Genomic DNA, 16,628 nt, shown 5'->3' with positions numbered 1-16,628 from the left:
GTGTTGACGACGGTCGGAATACGACGCAGGCCTCGTGGCGAAGGTGCAAGCCCGGGCTAAAAGCAAAAACGGCCGGTCACGCGGACCGGCCGCATCAGCACATGCTGTTCAGCGCTCCGCCTTGCACGGAAAAGCCTTGCCGAGGCCGAGCGACACCATCGTGGTGGCGTTGAATCCCGCCTTGTCGGGGTTGTCGGCGATGTACTTGCGCACCGCGTCGGTGAGTTGTTGCGGTTTCACGTCGGTGGGCAGACAAAAGTATTGTCCGACTTGCGGGCCAGAGGTTCCCCCGATCGCTTCGATCGTGTTGTAAATGCCGTCCGCCGCGCCTTCGATATACGACGCGCACGCGCTGCGCGACACCGGATCGGTCTTGGTGCAAAGCTTGTTGAGATCGTTGCCGGTGAACGCGGCCGCGCAAAGCGGCATCGCAAGGACACTGGCCATCACGAAAAACCGCAGCATGATGTTCCTTTTCTAGTTGAGCGGTTGCATTCGGGTGGGTGAGTTGGGATTTTCGCCGTTCTGTTCGTTGCGCGTGACTTTCGTTTTCGTATTGCCCGCGACGACGCCTCGCCGAAAGCGCTCCGTCGCCCGCTTCCCCCGAGCGCCGGGCTTCGTTCATCGAACCCCGGCGGCCGCATTATTTTGCACTGTTTGTGCCGTTTTGCGGAGCGCTCGCGCCTTGCTGCATCGACTGCAAACGGGCCGCAAGCCCTTCCGCGACGTCCTTCTCGTTGTATTTCTGCGCGAAATCGACCGCGGTCATACCGATCTGGTTCTTCACACGCAAATCGGCGCCCTCGTCGAGCAGCAGTTTCACCGTCGACAGATGTCCGCCGCGCGCCGCCATCATCAGCGGCGTCGTGCCGTTGGGCGAACCGGCGTCGATATAAGCCGAATGGTCGAGCAGGATTTTCACGATGTCGTCGTGGCCGTTGGTAGCCGCGTAGTGCAGCGGCGTCCAGCCCTTCTTGTTCACCTCGGCCTCCTTCGCGATCAGGAGGTTCACGAACGTCGCGTCGCCGTTGAGCGCCGCGAGCATCATCGCGTTTTCGCCCGCCGGGTCCTGCTTTTCGAGGTCGGTTTTCGGGTTCTCGGCGAGAATCTGGCCGACCTTGTCCGATTTCTCGCGCGCCGCGATCACGAGAAGCGGCGTGCCGGTGTTGTCGACGAGATTCGGGTCCATGCCCTTCGCGAGCTGCTTTTTCACCTCCGATACGTCGTCGAACTTGATGGCCTTGATCATCGTGTCGGCGGGTGCGGCGAACGCGGGTTGAGCGAGCGCGCAGGCCGCCAGCACGACGCCCGCGAGCACCGCGCGCGCGTGGCCGAACCTGGAAACCGGAGAAGAAACGGGGTGCATCGAGTCGTTGTTCATGTGAGCCTTGAATTGCGTTGTTGCGTCTGTCACGCGCCCGGCCGCGCGATCTTGAAAAGCCGGAAGAAGTTGTCGGTGGTGGCTTCCGCAAGCGCTTCGTCGGCCACGCCGCGCAATTGCGCGATGAAACGTCCGACATAACTCACGTAAGCAGGTTCATTCGGCTTGCCGCGATACGGCACGGGCGCGAGGTACGGCGAATCGGTTTCGATCAGAAGCCGTTCGAGCGGCACGCGTTGCGCGACGTCCTGCACGTCCTTCGCGCTCTTGAACGTGACGATACCCGACAGCGAGATGTAAAAATTCTGCGCAAGCGCGGGCGCGGCGACGCTCCACGGCTCGGTGAAACAGTGCATCACGCCGCCCGGCACGCTCGCGCGTTCTTCTTCCATGATGCGCAGCGTGTCCTCCGCCGACGCGCGCGTATGCACGATGAGCGGCTTGCCCGTCGCGTGCGCGGCGCGGATGTGCGTGCGAAAGCGTTCGCGCTGCCATTCCATGTCGGCGATGCTGCGGCCGTCCAGGCGGTAATAGTCGAGCCCGGTCTCGCCGATCGCGACCACCTTCGGGTGCGACGCCAGTTCGATCAGTTGCGCGACGCTCGGCTCTTCGGCGTCTTCGTGGTCGGGATGCACACCGACCGACGCGTAAATGTTCTCGTGCTTTTCCGCGAGATCGAGCACCGAAGGCAGCGTCTCCAGATCGACCGACACGCACAGCGCGTGCGTCACCTGAAGCTCGCGCATCTTGGCGAGCACTTCGGGCATGCGGTCGGCGAGGCCCTCGAAATTGATGTGGCAATGTGAATCGACGAACATGTGGCGTTCCTGTGTTGACTCGACGCGGCGCGGATCAGGCGGTTCCGGCGGTGCCCGGTGCGTCGAGGCGCCGGCCGAGGATCACGAGATCGCGCTCGACGCCATCGAGCGCCGCCACGCGCGGCAGCGTGCCCCACGCTTCGAAACCGAAGGCCTGGAAGAGCTTGACGCTCGGCACGTTGTGTCCGAAGACAAAGCCGAGCACGGTGTCGATCTGAAGCTCGGGCGCCTTTTCGAGCGCAGCTTGCAGAAGCTTCTTGCCGAGACCTTTGCCGCGCGCGCTTTCATCGAGATAAATGCTGACTTCGGCCGTGCGCGAATAAGCCGGGCGACCGTAGAAGTCGGAAAAACTCAGCCACGCGACGATCTCGCCGCCCTCTTCGACCACCCACAGCGGCCGTGCGTGCGGCCCGTGCGCATGAAACCACGCGACGCGGCTTTCGACCGTCACCGGATCGAGGTCGGCGGTGACCTGGCGCGACGGCACCGTCGAATTGTAGATGGCGACGATGGCGGGCAGGTCGTCGAGCGTGGCGTCGCGGTAGGTGAGGCTCATGAATGTCAGTGGCACGTGTTCAATTCGCGAAAACGTCGCGATAACCGATGAAAAGCGCTTCGAAGACGAGCCGCGCGTTCAGCGGATGGTTTTCCACCGCGCGCTGGCGCGTGACGGTCTTCATGTAACGGGCGAGCGCGTCGCCGTCGGCCTGACGGGCGCAGCGATCCAGCGCCTTCGCGGCATTCGGAAAATAGCGCGGACGCCCCGCCGTGCGCTGCGCGAGCAGATCGTACAGCCAGCGCTGCAGCCAGCCGAGCACCAGCGGCACCGGCAGCTTTTGCAGGTTTTCGCCGCACGCGAAGGCGTCGCAGTTCGGGCCGGCCGCGAGTTGCGCCAGCGCGAAATCGCGCAGCGGCCGGTTTTCGTCGGCGGCGAGCGCAAGTGCTGCGAGCGGCGCGCCGCCGGCTTCCGCGAGCAGCGCCGCGGGATCGGCGACGCTCTGCTGCGCGAGCCAGACGACCGCCGCATCGCCTTGCGGCACGGCCATCGGCCACTGGCGGCAGCGGCTGATGATCGTCGGCAGCAGGCGGTCGACGCGCGCCGAAACCAGCAGGAACACGACGCCCGAAGGCGGTTCTTCGAGCGTCTTCAGCAGCGCGTTCGCCGCGGCCACGTTGAGCGCCTCGGCCGGATACAGCAGCACGACGCGCGCACCGCCGCGATGCGAGCCGAGCGTGCAGAAATCGAGGAGCGCGCGTACCTGCTCGATCTTGATTTCCTTGCTCGGCGTGCGCGTTTTCTTGCCCTCGTCGCCGTCGGATTTTTCGTCCGCTTCGGCCGACTGCGCGCCGACGAGCGCCGCCAGCGCCTCGGGCACCACCGCGCGGTAGTCCGGGTGATTGCCCTGGCTGAACCACACGCACGCCGCGCACTTGCCGCAAGGTTCGCCGTTTTGCTGCTGCGCCTCGCAGAGCAGCCCCTGCGCGAGATGCTGCGAGAACTTCAGTTTGCCGATGCCAGCTTCGCCGTGCAGCAAGAGCGCATGCGGCCAGTGCGCGCGCAATTGCTGGAGTCGGGACCAGTCGTCGGTTTGCCAGGGATAGATCATGTTTGGTATCAGATACTTGCGACGATTTCTTCAAGTTCTTGCTGAATGACTTCGATCGAACGCGTCGCATCGACGATCACGAAGCGTTCCGGCGATTCCGCCGCGCGCCGCAGATATTCCTCGCGCGTGCGGTTGAAAAACGCCTCCGACTCACTCTCGAACTTGTCCGGTGCGCGCGCCGCGCCGCGCCGTTCGCTGGCGGTCGCCGTCGGCACGTCGAAAAGGACGGTCAAATCCGGCTGGAAACCGCCCTGCACCCAGCGCTCCAGCGCCTCCAGCTTGTCGCGCGGCAACCCGCGGCCGCCGCCCTGATAAGCGAACGTGGCGTCGGAAAAGCGGTCGGAGAGCACCCAGTCGCCGTGCGCGAGCGCCGGCTCGATCACCTGCGCGAGATGCTCGCGGCGCGCCGCGAACATCAACAGCGCCTCGGTTTCGAGGTCCATCGGCTGGTTCAACAGGATGCCGCGCAAGGTTTCGCCGAGCGCCGTGCCGCCCGGCTCGCGTGTCATGACGACAGAACGCCCGAGCGGCGCGACGCGCGCTTCCAGGAGCGCTCTGAACCAGTCGAGATGGGTCGTCTTGCCCGCGCCGTCGATGCCTTCGAACGTGATGAATTTGCCGCGCGCCATCATTGACCCCGGATGTACTTGTCGACGGCCTTGTTGTGCTCGCCGAGATTGTCGGAAAAGATGCTGCTGCCGTCGCCGCGCGACACGAAATAGAGCGCGGTGCTCGACGCCGGATTCATCGTCGCGGCGAGCGCGGCGACGCCGGGCAGCGCGATCGGCGTCGGCGGCAGGCCGTTCCTCGTGTAGGTATTGTACGGAGTGTCCGTTTGCAGGTCCTTTTTCTTCAGACGCCCGCCGTAAGCCGAGCCTAGGCCGTAGATCACCGTCGGGTCGGTCTGCAGCGGCATGCCGATCTTCAGCCGGTTCGCAAACACCGCCGCGACGAGCGGCCGGTCCGCCGCGCGCCCCGTCTCCTTCTCGACGATCGACGCCATGATGAGCGCCTCGTAGGGCGTCTTGTAAGGCAGGTCCGGCGCGCGCGCGCTCCACGCTTCGGTGAGCCGCAACTGCATCAATCGGTACGCGCGCTTGTAGACGGCGAGGTCGCTCGTGCCTTTGTCGAAGAGATAGGTGTCCGGGAAAAAGAGCCCTTCCGCCGACGCCTTGTCGACTTCCGGCGCGCCGATCGCCTTCAACAGATCGGTGTCGCTCATGCCGGCCGTGTCGTGCGCGAGCGCCGGATTGCCGTCGAGTTCCGCGCGCATCTTTTGCAGCGTCCAGCCTTCGATGACGGTCGCCACGTATTCGTTCACGTCGCCGCGCGCCATTTTCTGCAGCACCTCGTAAGGCGTGATGCCGCTTTTGAACGCGTAATTGCCCGATTTCAGTTGCGATTGCAGGCCGAGCACGCGCGTCATCAGCACGAAAAGCTCGGGTTCGACCGGGACGCCGCCGCGGTTCAACTGGGTGCTGACGCTGCGCAGGCTGCTGTGGGGCTTGATGGTGACGTCGAGTTGCGGCGAGGCGAGCGCGACGGGGCTCGTCGCCCAGTGATACACGCCGCCGGCGAGCGCGATCACGATCACGACGGCCACCGCCGTCGCGATGAGGCATTTCTTGAAAAGGGACATGCGGAACACGCTTGAGATAGACCCCATATAATACTTGTTCGCTTCCGCCAAAGTCAGGATTGACTTCCAGCACACTCCATGAATTCCCCGACCGCCTCACCCGATCCCTCCGAATTCACCGCCGTGCTGAACGCAGGCGCGTTCATGCCGCTCACGCAGTTCGGCGTCATCGACGTCAAGGGCGAAGAAGCCGCCACGTTCCTTCACACCCAGTTGACCAACGATGTCCAGCATCTCGACGCCTCCACCGCGCGGCTCGCCGGCTATTGCTCGCCGAAGGGGCGGCTCCTGGCGTCGTTCCTGATGTGGCGCACGGGCGACGCGGTGCGCCTGCTGATTTCGCACGATGTGCAGGCGCCGGTCCAGAAGCGGCTCTCGATGTTCGTGCTGCGCGCGAAGGCGAAACTGTCGGACGCGACGCCGGAAGTCGGCGCGATCGGCTTCGCGGGCGACGTCCGAGCGGCGCTCTCCGGCATCTTCGATGCGTTGCCCGACGGCGTGCACGTGAAAGTGGAAGGCCCGCACGGCGCGCTGATCCGCGTGCCCGACGCGGCGCACCGCGCGCGGTTCCTGTGGGTCGGGCCGAAAGCCGACATCGAGGCGCAGTTGCCGAAGCTGGAGGAGAAGCTCACACGCGCGTCGGCGTCGATGTGGGACTGGCTCGACATCCACGCGGGCGAGCCGCGCATCACGCAGGCGACCTCCGAGCAGTTCGTCCCGCAGATGGTCAATTTCGACGTGCTCGGCGGCGTGAACTTCAAGAAAGGCTGCTATCCGGGACAGGAGATCGTCGCGCGCAGCCAGTATCGCGGCACGATCAAGCGGCGCACGGCGCTCGCGCACGCGCAATCGGCACAACCCGGCGACGAAGTCTTCCACTCCGACGACCCCGGCCAGCCGTGCGGCATGGTCGTCAACGCGGCGCCGGCGCAAGACGGCGGCGTCGATTGCCTGGTCGAGATGAAGCTCACGGCGCTCGATAACGGCGCGGTGCACGTCGGTTCGTCCGACGGCCCGGCGCTCGCATTCCTGCCGCTGCCCTACGCTTTCCCCGCCGACGCCTGATCAACCCGACCCCGAGCGCGCAACCATGTGCCTGATCGTTTTCGACTGGCGGCCCGACGCGCATCGCTCGGGGAGCGTTCGTCCGCTTCTCACGCTCGCCGCGAACCGCGACGAGTTCTTTCGCCGCGAGACCGAGCCGCTTTCATGGTGGGCCGACGCGCCGAACGTGCTCGCGGGCCGTGATTTGACGGGCGGCGGCACGTGGCTCGGCGTGACGCGCGACGGGCGTTTCGCCGCGCTCACGAACTTTCGCGCGCCGAGCGAAGTGCGCCCCGATGCGCCGACACGCGGCGCGCTCGTTTCCGACTTCCTCGCCGATGCGCCGGTTGCCCCGCTCGACTATCTGCGCCGCGTGGCGCGCGAAGGCGATCGCTACAACGGTTTCAATCTGCTCGTCGGCGATTTCACGCGGCGCGAGATCGGCTGGTACGGCAATCGCGCCGATGCGCCGCCGTCGCTGCTCGAACCGGGCGTGCACGGGCTCTCGAACAGTCTGCTGAACACGCCGTGGCCGAAGCTCGTCGCCCAGCGCGACGCGTTGCGCGATCTGATCCACGAAAGCGACGAGCGCGGGCCGCCTTCGCTCGACCTGCTGATCGACACGCTGCGCGATCCGCGCATCGCCAACGACGACCTGCTGCCCGCCACCGGCATTTCGATCGAGCGTGAGCGCGTGCTTTCGGCGGCGTTCATCGAATCGCCCGACTACGGCACGCGCAGCACGACCGCGCTACACGTCCTCGAATTCGACGACGGCCTGAAAATCGAGATCAAGGAACGCAGCGACGACGACGGCGCGCATCGCATCGTGCGGCCGGGCGCGTTCGAGCGCAGCTTCGCGTTCGACGTGGAGCGCTAGGCGCGCCGCCTACGATTGCAGCGCAATCCGCAGCGCGCGGACCGCTTCGGCGTGCGCATGCCCGACGTCCGGCACGAAGCCGCCCATCTTGAAGAACTCGTGGATCATCCCTTCGTAGCGCACGAGCGTCACGGGCACGCCCGCGTCCTTGAGCTTCTGCGCGTAAGCGACGTCTTCGTCGAAGAGCGGGTCGTGGTCCGCCGCCGCGATCCACGCGGGCGCCACGCCCTTGTAATCGGGCTGGCCGCGCGTGCCGTCGAGCGGGGCGAAGCGCCAGTCGTCGCGTTGCGCATCGTCGTCGAGATATTGCGCGAAGAACCACTGAATCGTCTCGCCCGACAGCAGGAAACCTTGCGCATAGCGCGTGTGCGAGCCGCTCTGCTGGCGCGCGCTCACGCCCGGATAGATCAGCAGTTGCAGCCGCAGCGCGAGCCCCGCGTCACGCGCGAGCACCGCGCAGACGGTGGCGAGCGTGCCGCCCGCGCTGTCGCCGCCGACCGCCATGCGCGACGCATCGATGCCGAACGTCGCGGCCTCTGCGTGCAGCCACTGAAGCGCGTCGAAGGCGTCGTTCACGGCGACCGGAAACTTGTACTCGGGCGCGAGCCGGTAATCGACCGATGCCACGACGCAGCCCGCGTCGATCGCGAACTTGCGGCACAGCGCGTCATGCGTCTCGACGCTGCCGACCGTGAAGCCGCCGCCATGGAAAAACACCAGCGCGGGCGCGGGCGTGGCCCAACTCGGCTCGAACGGAAAATAAAGGCGCATGCGGATCGCGGCGCCGTCGCGGGTCGGCACGTCGACGTCCTGCACGTCGTGCATCGGCGCCGGCGCGATGTCGAGGATCTGCGCGCTCATCGCGTACGCCGCGCGCGCCTGTTGCGCGGTGAGCGTGTGATACGGCGGACGATTCGCGCGCGCGACCATGTCGAGTATCTGCGCGATTCTGGGGTTGAGCGGCATGGGTGATCAGCGGCTCGCCTTCACGCCGGGCTTGAGCGAAAGCGGATCGGTGGGATTGCGCAGCTGCGCGATGTCGTCGAGGCGCAGTTGCACCGACGCCATGATGCCCGGGTGCGTGATGACGTAGAAGCGGCGCTCGCGGATGGCGTCGAACGTGATGTCTGCCACTTCCCGCGCCGAGAGCCGCCCGCCCTCCACCGCCTTCGTCAATTGCCGGCCGGCGAGTTTCTGCGATGCGGTCGGCGGCGCGTCGTTGCGCAAGTCGCCGGGACGCGCGCGCTCGGCGTTCGCGATGCCGGTCGGCACGAACGCCGGGCACAGCAGCGAACAATCGACTTGTCCGCCCGCGAGCTTCAGGTCGTGATGGAGCGTCTCCGTCATCCCGACGACCGCGTGCTTCGATGCGTTGTAGACGCCCATCGCAGGCGCCGCGAGCAGGCCCGCGACCGACGCCGTGTTGACGATATGCGCCGGTTCGCCCTGCGCGAGCATGACCGGCGTGAAGGCGCGCAAGCCGTTCGCGACGCCCATCACGTTGACGCCGAAGACCCAGCGCCAGTCGTTCGCGGTGTTTTCCCAGATGAAACCGCCCGCGCCGACGCCCGCGTTGTTGAAGAGCAGATGCACCGCGCCGAAGGTGTCGAGCGCGGCTTTCGCGAGGGCGTCGACTTGCGCTGCATCGGCGACGTCGGTCGGCACGCCGAGCGCCTCGGCGCCCGACGCGCGCAGCATCTCGACCGTTTCGGCGAGCGCGGCCGGATCGATGTCGGCGATCACGAGCTTCATGCCCAGCGACGCGCCCTTGATCGCGAACGCGCGGCCGAAGCCGCTGCCGCCGCCGGTGATCACCGCGACCTTGCCTTCAAACTGGTCCACGCTCGGTTCCTTTTTTTCGCTGCGACGGGGTCGGCAGGTTAGATCAGCTTCACGAGCTGCTTGCCGAAGTTGCGGCCCTTGAGCAAGCCGAGGAACGCTTCGGGCGCGTTTTCGAGCCCGAGCGCGATGCTTTCGCGGTAATGCAGCTTCTTCTGCGCAACAAGTCCGCTGAGTTGCGTGAGCGCCTGCGGCCAGTCCTCCAGATGCTCGCTCACGATGAAGCCCTGCATCTTGAGCCGTTGCGTGAGGATGAGCGCGGGGCGCTTGAGCGGCAAAGGCGCGCCGTCGTAGCCCGCGATCATTCCGCACAGCGCGATGCGGCCGAACGCGTTCATGCGCAGGAGCACGGCGTCGAGCACTTCGCCGCCGACGTTCTCGAAGTAGCCGTCGATGCCGTTCGGCACGGCCGCCTTCAGATCTTCGTGGAGCTTGCCGGCCTTGTAGTCCACGCAGGCGTCAAAGCCGAGCGACTCGACCACGTAGCGGCATTTGTCCTCGCCGCCCGCGATGCCGACCGCGCGGCAGCCCGCCGCCTTCGCCAGTTGCCCGACGACGCCGCCGACCGCGCCGCTCGCCGCGCTCACGACGACGGTTTCGCCCGCTTTCGGCTCGATGATGCGGTTGAGCCCGTACCAGCCGGTGACGCCTGGCATGCCGACCGGTCCGAGATAGGCCGAGAGCGGCACATGGGTATCGTCGACGACTTTCAGGTTCGTGCCGTCCGACGTGCCGTACTCCTGCCAGCCGAACATGCCGACGACCTTGTCGCCGGCCTTGAACTTCGGATGCTTCGATTCGACCACTTCGCCCACCGTCCCGCCGATCATCACTTCGTCAAGCGGCTGCGGCGGCGCATACGACTTGGTGTCGTTCATGCGGCCGCGCATGTATGGATCGAGCGAGAGATAGTGATTGCGCACGCGCACCTGGCCGTCGCCGAGCGGCGCGAGCGGCGTTTCGACGAGCCGGAAGTTGTCGGCACGCGCCTCGCCGTCGGGGCGCGAGACCAGCAGGATTTGTCGGTTTTGCTCGGTCATACGGCACTCCTTGGAGGATCGATGGATGCGGTTCAGGCGTCGCTCGGACCGGGCTTCGCGGCGGGATCGGAGCGTAGTTTCTGCTGCACGATGTCGCGTCCGACGGCGAGCCGCCTCATATACTTGAATGTGCCGAGCGCCTTCGCGACGAAGTGGCCTTCGCTGTCGCGGATTTCGCCTTCGCAATAGGCCATCGTGGTCGAGCGGTGCAGCACGCGGCCGAAGGCGCGCAGCTCGCCGCGTCCCGGCTGCATGAAGTTGACCTTCATCTCGACGGTCACGACGCCGATGCCATCGCCCGCGAGACTGCGCGCGGCCATCGCGAGCGCGACGTCGGCGAGGGTCATCGTGACGCCGCCGTGCGCGATGCCCCAGGTGTTCAGGTGGCCGTTCGCGAGCGGCATCGCGACTTCGCTCGTACCGTCGGCGGCCTTGATGAGCTGGACGCCGAGGTTGTCGACGAAAGGGCTTTCGATGACGGGGTCGCGTGGGTCTTGGGGCATCGTTGCGCTCACACTTCGTAGTCGACGCACTGCCGCCCTTCGGTCACGGCGCCGACAAAGGCCTTGATCGCGACGTGCTTCGGGTGGTTCTGATAGGAATCGAGGGCGGCGCTGTCGTCGAAGTCGGAGACGAGGACGACGTCGAAGGTCGAGGCCGGAAGGCCAAGCCCGATGCCGACTTCGAAGTGCCCCTGCCCCTGGACGATGCTACGGCAGGTTTCCAGCGTGGCTTTGAGCTTTTGGGCGTTCTCGGCGCGGTCGGCGCCTTCGGCAGTTTCCTTCAGTTTCCACATGACGATGTGGCGTAGCATGGACGCTCCTTTGCGGGCTTTGATCGAGGGCCTCAAGCGTATCAAAAACGTGAAGGGTGTGCCTGGGAATGGTTGTGAGGCGGGTTGGGTGTGGGCGGCCTGGAGTCGACGGTCGGATTTTGGAACGAGCCACGACCGCTCGTACTTGATGCTGCGCCACACCCGCTCGACGAACACGTTGTCGCGCCAGCATCCCTTGCCATCCATCGACAGACGAATCCCCCGGCCCAGCACGGCCTCGGTGAACGTGCCCGCCGTGAACTGGCTGCCTTGATCGGCGTTCACGATGCCGGGCAGCCCGTAACGGCTGAACGCTTCTTCCAGCGCATCAACCGCATGCACCGCTCCCAGCGTGATGGCAACCCGGTGCGTGAGTACCTTGCGGCGCGCCCAGTCCACGACCGCCGTCAGGTACACGAAGCCGCGCGCCATCGGAATGTAGGTCGTGTCGAGCGCCCAGACCTGATTGGCCCGCTCGATCTTCAGACCGCGCAGCAAGTGCGGCCAGATCTTGTGCTTCGCGTTGCGTCGGCTCGTGTTCGGCTTGCGATACAGCGCCTCTACGCCCATACGCCTCATGAGCGTGCGCACGCGGAGCCGGCCGAGCTCATGGCCCTCCCGGCACAGCAAGCGCGCCAGCATCCGTGCCCGGCAAACGGAAACTCCAGGTGCAGTTCGTCGATCCAACGCATCAACGACTGGTCCGCAAGCGTTGACGAGCACGGCAATCGGCACTGGCATCGCAGGCCGGTCTTGCACGCGCAAGGGAGTCGGGTTTCGACGCATTTTGTGCAAAACCGACGGATGCCGTAAGTTGGGCCCCCTTCTTCGCCATTTCGTCGACCCGGGGGCCGATTGAACCTTCGCAATCGGTCGCTCCGTTGACGAATGCCTACTGTTGGCGACAACTCAAGAACCTTGCAGTAACCGGCCGAACTCTCCTATTCGAGCCGAAGCCCCGAACCCTAATAACACGCAACTGCGCCGCGTTATTCGTCGCTGCAAGAAAAATATATCTTTCGTTTCGTACGGAAGAAACAGTGAGCGTCCGCTGTTCCAGTAGGCATGGACGGCGTGGCACTCTGCCGCGCGACAAAAGACTCGGTGCACACCGCGCGCGAGCCTGCGAGGAGACTTTCATGCACCGGGAAATCCACGTCATGCAGCAGAGCTTTTTCAACCTCGGCTGTTTTTATCGAGTCGATGTGCGCAGTCGTAGCGGCCGGCTGATTGAATGCCATTACGTCGAGTTGCGCGAGATCACGTGGTGCTAGGACACGCGAAAACATCTGACTCCACTCAACACCCACAAGGCGCAAGGAGACCTCCGATGCCCTACAACCAAGCCCGCCTGCCCGCCATCGTCGACTACGACGAATGGCTCAGAGGGACATCGTCGTTGCTACAACCGCGCAGTGCCGCGCTCAAGGCGCTCGATCATCAGATACTGACGTATCACCGTGATCGGTCGACGTACCAGTTTCACCAGTTGAAGAATGCGTTCAGGAACTGGAAGGAAAGCCTCCGGCCGAGCGGTGCGTGGGAATCGGATGCACGCAATGAATCGAAGCTCTTTTCGTTGCTCGACCAGCAGTTGCGCGGCAAGGGCGACACCGATGCCGCGATGGGCGCGCAGGACTTCATGACGCCTGCACTCGTTAATTCGCGACTGGGCGTGCTCTACTTGTTCGGCAACGTGACGATCGAGGACGATGTGTTCCAGGTCATGCTGGAGGGCGCCTTCGAGGTCACGATCGGTGGCCTGGGCATCGCGGACTCCAACGATGCCGCGTCGCGGGCCTCCGACGTGCTGGAAAACAGCGTCGTGCAGAAGTCCGCCTCGCTGGCCCTCGAGCAAGTGCAAAAGAGGGTCAGGAAGCACAAGGGCACCAAGCTCGTGAACGCGAACCAGCTCACCAACGGCAGCAGCCCACCGCCGACCGGGAGCGCCGCGCGTGCCCTGTACGACTTCATCCGCGCGAAGCTCGAAGAAGCGGCAATGAAATTGTGGAATATGATTCGCGAAAAGGCGGTGGACATCCGCGACGACCCAAGCGCCTTTGCACTTGACGTCATGCCCGGACTGATCCGCAAGCTGGTCGACTTCCTTTGCAAGAAGCTGCTGGTCGCCTTTGCCCCGCTCATCGGCGCAAGCCTCGACATCGCCAAGGGCATTGCGAATACCGTCGACAGCAGCATCACCAAGTACCGGGAATGGGTCGCGGGCCGCGACGTCCAGTTGCTCGCGGGGCACCCGTCTACCATCATCGAGGCGATTAGGCGCGCGATGAAAATAAGCATCGGCGCGGGCGTGTACGACATGGTCAAGGGAGGCGCGGACCTCGGCCTGCAGATCGCGAGCCAGGGCGCGTCGACGATCGTCGGAGCCGTGGTCTCCATTCTGGAAACGCTCGCCAAATCGATCTGGAAGATCGTGGAGATCAAGCGCATGCAGCGCTTCTTCCAGCAGGCAAAAGCGCATTGGGAAGCGCGTATGCATCGCGACGCGCTGCATACTCAGCCGATCGCATTCAACAACTGGTTCAAGCGCTATGCGATCCCGCTTCCGGTGCTGTCGGTCCTTGCGTTGAACTCGGGAATCTGCGGCGACAAAATGCACTTTCTCGCGATGTTCAAAGACGACGACGCAGTGATTGGCAAGGCTGAATTCCAGGCCGGATGCAAGTACGTCGATGACCTGAAGGTCTGGGGATCGACTTATCTGAGCGATGCCGGATTCAGCTTCGCGTCGGAAGACAACATGGTCAAGGCACTGCTGGAATTCTCCGGCAATCACAAGCAGGAACAGACCTGGGATCTCAAGGTCCGGCAGGCCGTGCTGGGATTCCTCAACGGCTGACCGCGCCGCCTCCGTCACCGTGATCGCCTTCATCGTCGTGAAGGCGATCGCATGTCTGCCCGCGCCAATGTGAGATGCACGACTGAGCGTGCATCTCACCAAGGCAGATGTCATCTGCCCGGCTTCATCATCACCGAGAAGCTGACCGGCGCAGAGCTTGCGAGCACGTTCAGATTCATGATGGCGCGCAATGCCTCGACGCCATCCTGCAAGCCGTAATCGTTCAGATTTACGACGATCGGAACGCGCGTGCCCACGAGCAGCGCATCGGATGCCAGTTTCACGACGCGCACGCTGGCCGTGAGCGGCTTGCTCAGTCCGCCAAGCGCAAGCTGCCCGCTCACGTCCATGTCGAGGCTCGTCCCGACGCGCAGCGCTTTCAGGCGCCGCGGATCGACGGAGCCGGTGAAGACGGCCTTCGGGTTATCGGCGACCTTGAAGAGCAGCGCTTTCAGCCGGTCGTTTCTCAGGCCGATGTTCGTTTCGATGCTCGCCAGTTCGACGTCGAACACGAGCTTGCCATCATCGGCAAGTGAGCCGCCGATCTGCCTGAACGTCTGCACTTCCTCCACCGCGGACGTGCCGGGCATGCCGGCCTTGGCCGTCGTGAAGGAGAACGAGGACTGGCCGCTATCGACGTGCCACGCCGCCTGGCTCGAAGAAGCGGCCAGCGCGAGCGCGATGACCGCGGCATGCAAAGTGGATCTACGCATCATGAATGTTCCTTGAGTTCGATGAATCGGTGATTGAAAGACCGGATCACGGAACGCCTGGCGATCCCGTCCTGCCGACAACAGCGGAACACGCGATTTTGTTCCATCGCTCTTCTGAAAATTATTTTGGAATAGAAACGATAGCCCGGCTGTTTTCGACGCAATCCCCCTTCACTTTTTCGAGGCATGGCGGCGATGAACTTCCAGCATTGGTCACGATGCGGCCTTGCACGATGGCTGCGCCACGGCATCGGCATCGCATGCCTGTGCGCCGCCCCACTCGCGTACGCCGGCCACGCGATACTGCTTCCCGAAGGGCCGGTCACGCTGGTCCGCGGCACATCCGTATTCACGATCGACGCGCCGCTCGCCGTCGAGCCGGGCGATCTCTTCTCGACCGATGCTCACGCAAGCGCGCAGATCGAGGACGCGAACGGCACGATCGTGGCGCTCGGAGCGCAAACGCGCATCTCAATCGATGCCGTACCGCGCGGCGTGAACACCGATACGCTCGGTGCGCTCTCGCTTCTCTCCGGCTGGATCAAGGTCGAACGTGGCGACGGCGACTCGTCCGGGCAAGTGAAGATCGACACCGCCGCGTTGCGCGTCAGCATGCCCCACGGAGCCGCCGTGATCCAGGCGAGCGCAGACGCCGCGTCGCTTTTCATCGAGACGGGGGGCATCCTGCTCACTCTGCCGGACTCAGCCGACGCGCCACGGTCCCTGAATGCCGAACACTACGTCCAGCGCGAGAACGGCAAGCCGCTCGAAGCGCAGGCGCGCCCCGCACCGGCCTTCGTCACCGGCTTGCCGCTCGCGTTTCGCGATCCCCTCGCTTCGATCACCGCGCGCATGCCGACGCAGCCGCTCGCGCCCACACACGGCCGCGTCGCCGCGTACTCCGACATCGCGGAGTGGCTCGTTTCGCCGCTCACCGTTCGGCGCACCTTCGTCGCGCGCTTTCGTTCGCTCGTCCGGACCGAGACGTTCCGCACGCAGGTCCGGCTGAACCTGCGCGAGCTTCCCGAGTGGCGCACGGTGCTCTGTCCGCCACCATCCGCGCCGCCGCGTCGGCCGGGCATTCCGAAAACGTCCGAGGTGGACTCATGAAGCTGTCGCTCGCCGTCAAATTCAACCTGGTGTTCCTCGCAGTCTTCCTGATCGGCTTCGTCGCGGCGGGCTTCGCCGCACGCGATCTGCTGCGGCGCTCGGCGGTCGAAGAAACCGTGCAGAACGCCCGCGTCCTGATGGAAGCGGCGGGCGCGGCGCAGAACTACACCTCAACCCAGGTCACGCCGCTCCTGCAAACGCAGCTGAAATACAGCTTCGTGCCGCAGTCGGTACCGGCGTTCTCCGCGATCGAAACGCTGATGACGGTGCAAAAGCACCTCACGGGCTATTCGTATCGTTCCACGATGCTCAATCCGACCAATCCGCGCGACCGCCCGAGCGACTGGGAAACCGATGTCATCCGCCACCTGCGCGACAAGCCCGAACTCAAGGAAGTGGTGGGTGTGCGCGACACGCCGTCCGGGCCCAACCTGTATATCGCGCGTCCGAACCGGATCAACGACGTCGCGTGCATGGAATGCCACAGCGTGCCGTCCAGGGCGCCGAAGACGCTGATCGACAAGTACGGTCCCGACAACGGCTTCAACTGGGCGATGCACGAAGTGATCGGCGCGGAATTCGTTTCGGTGCCGATGGCACTGCCGGTCGCGCACAGCGAAACGATGCTGCGCACGTTCCTGGTGTCCCTGCTGGTGGTATTCGTGTGGCTGCTGCTCGCGCTGAACGCGATGGTCCACCTGCTCGTGACGCGGCGCATTCGCGCGCTTTCACGGGCCGCCGACGAAGCGAGCCTCGGCAAGCTCGACGGCGCCACGTTCACAGAACGCGGCCGCGACGAGATCGCTTCCCTCGCCGCTTCGTTCGCGCGCATGAAGACGAGCCTCGTGGAAGCGTTCAAGATGATCGAGGCCTGAGGCAGCGC

Annotated in this window: 18 protein-coding genes and 1 pseudogene; 5 read left to right on the top strand and 14 right to left on the bottom strand. The window is 64.9% G+C overall.

The features are described from left to right. Window positions 1-108: 108 nt before the first annotated feature. From AWB66_RS14615 to mltG, 7 genes are all read right to left on the bottom strand, one after another. Entirely contained in the window at window positions 109-465 is a 357-nt protein-coding gene (locus AWB66_RS14615) for a Rap1a/Tai family immunity protein (RefSeq protein WP_087630995.1), read from the bottom strand. Between the two features lie 178 nt (window positions 466-643). Further along, on the bottom strand, window positions 644-1,381 hold the full coding sequence (locus AWB66_RS14610; protein WP_087630994.1) for an ankyrin repeat domain-containing protein: 738 nt from the start codon (window positions 1,379-1,381) through the stop codon (window positions 644-646). A gap of 29 nt (window positions 1,382-1,410) precedes the next feature. Next, entirely contained in the window at window positions 1,411-2,199 is a 789-nt protein-coding gene (locus AWB66_RS14605; protein ID WP_087630993.1) for a TatD family hydrolase, read from the bottom strand. A 34-nt stretch (window positions 2,200-2,233) separates the two neighbouring features. Next, entirely contained in the window at window positions 2,234-2,755 is a 522-nt protein-coding gene (locus tag AWB66_RS14600) for a GNAT family N-acetyltransferase (protein ID WP_087630992.1), read from the bottom strand. Between the two features lie 19 nt (window positions 2,756-2,774). Next, window positions 2,775-3,806, bottom strand: coding sequence for a DNA polymerase III subunit delta' (locus AWB66_RS14595; protein WP_087630991.1), 1,032 nt, complete (start codon window positions 3,804-3,806; stop codon window positions 2,775-2,777). Window positions 3,807-3,814: 8 nt separating this feature from the next. Continuing rightward, window positions 3,815-4,435, bottom strand: a complete 621-nt coding sequence (tmk, locus tag AWB66_RS14590; RefSeq protein WP_087630990.1) for a dTMP kinase — start codon at window positions 4,433-4,435, stop codon at window positions 3,815-3,817. Continuing rightward, window positions 4,435-5,445, bottom strand: coding sequence for an endolytic transglycosylase MltG (gene mltG, locus AWB66_RS14585; RefSeq protein ID WP_087631155.1), 1,011 nt, complete (start codon window positions 5,443-5,445; stop codon window positions 4,435-4,437). The genes tmk and mltG overlap by 1 nt, the downstream gene beginning before the upstream one ends. A 78-nt stretch (window positions 5,446-5,523) precedes the next feature. Between mltG and ygfZ the strand changes: the two genes are divergently transcribed. Beyond that, window positions 5,524-6,510, top strand: coding sequence for a CAF17-like 4Fe-4S cluster assembly/insertion protein YgfZ (ygfZ, locus tag AWB66_RS14580; protein ID WP_087630989.1), 987 nt, complete (start codon window positions 5,524-5,526; stop codon window positions 6,508-6,510). A 25-nt stretch (window positions 6,511-6,535) separates the two neighbouring features. Beyond that, complete coding sequence (locus AWB66_RS14575; RefSeq protein ID WP_087630988.1) at window positions 6,536-7,369, top strand: NRDE family protein; 834 nt, start codon at window positions 6,536-6,538, stop codon at window positions 7,367-7,369. A 9-nt stretch (window positions 7,370-7,378) separates the two neighbouring features. Here the strand turns inward: AWB66_RS14575 and AWB66_RS14570 are convergent, their stop codons facing one another. The 6 genes and pseudogenes from AWB66_RS14570 to AWB66_RS34350 all read right to left on the bottom strand — a co-directional run. Then, entirely contained in the window at window positions 7,379-8,335 is a 957-nt protein-coding gene (locus AWB66_RS14570; protein ID WP_087630987.1) for an alpha/beta hydrolase, read from the bottom strand. Between the two features lie 6 nt (window positions 8,336-8,341). After that, window positions 8,342-9,211, bottom strand: coding sequence for an SDR family oxidoreductase (locus AWB66_RS14565; protein ID WP_087630986.1), 870 nt, complete (start codon window positions 9,209-9,211; stop codon window positions 8,342-8,344). A gap of 38 nt (window positions 9,212-9,249) precedes the next feature. Beyond that, window positions 9,250-10,248, bottom strand: coding sequence for an NADP-dependent oxidoreductase (locus tag AWB66_RS14560; protein ID WP_087630985.1), 999 nt, complete (start codon window positions 10,246-10,248; stop codon window positions 9,250-9,252). Window positions 10,249-10,280: 32 nt separating this feature from the next. Continuing rightward, complete coding sequence (locus AWB66_RS14555; protein ID WP_087631154.1) at window positions 10,281-10,751, bottom strand: PaaI family thioesterase; 471 nt, start codon at window positions 10,749-10,751, stop codon at window positions 10,281-10,283. 8 nt (window positions 10,752-10,759) lie between these two features. Continuing rightward, window positions 10,760-11,062, bottom strand: coding sequence for a Dabb family protein (locus AWB66_RS34355; protein ID WP_268811153.1), 303 nt, complete (start codon window positions 11,060-11,062; stop codon window positions 10,760-10,762). Between the two features lie 126 nt (window positions 11,063-11,188). Beyond that, window positions 11,189-11,766 (bottom strand): annotated as a pseudogene (locus tag AWB66_RS34350) (IS3 family transposase); the annotation flags it as partial. Window positions 11,767-12,656: 890 nt separating this feature from the next. Between AWB66_RS34350 and AWB66_RS14545 the strand changes: the two are divergent. Continuing rightward, on the top strand, window positions 12,657-13,922 hold the full coding sequence (locus AWB66_RS14545; RefSeq protein WP_125469728.1) for a hypothetical protein: 1,266 nt from the start codon (window positions 12,657-12,659) through the stop codon (window positions 13,920-13,922). A 110-nt stretch (window positions 13,923-14,032) separates the two neighbouring features. On the opposite strand, the gene AWB66_RS14540 is transcribed toward AWB66_RS14545, so the two are convergent. After that, window positions 14,033-14,638 (bottom strand): YceI family protein, encoded by a 606-nt coding sequence (locus AWB66_RS14540; RefSeq protein WP_087630982.1) that lies wholly within the window; start codon window positions 14,636-14,638, stop codon window positions 14,033-14,035. 192 nt (window positions 14,639-14,830) lie between these two features. On the opposite strand from AWB66_RS14540, the gene AWB66_RS14535 reads away from it, so the two are divergent. Then, complete coding sequence (locus tag AWB66_RS14535; RefSeq protein WP_125469727.1) at window positions 14,831-15,745, top strand: FecR family protein; 915 nt, start codon at window positions 14,831-14,833, stop codon at window positions 15,743-15,745. After that, window positions 15,742-16,620: a c-type heme family protein gene (locus AWB66_RS14530; RefSeq protein WP_087630980.1), complete on the top strand. Its 879-nt coding sequence runs from the start codon at window positions 15,742-15,744 to the stop codon at window positions 16,618-16,620. The genes AWB66_RS14535 and AWB66_RS14530 overlap by 4 nt, the downstream gene beginning before the upstream one ends. Window positions 16,621-16,628: the final 8 nt, after the last annotated feature.

Source organism: Caballeronia telluris (assembly GCF_001544495.1).
In the GTDB taxonomy this organism is placed as follows: Bacteria; Pseudomonadota; Gammaproteobacteria; order Burkholderiales; family Burkholderiaceae; genus Caballeronia; species Caballeronia telluris.
This window is presented reverse-complemented; position numbering and strand designations above follow the sequence as displayed.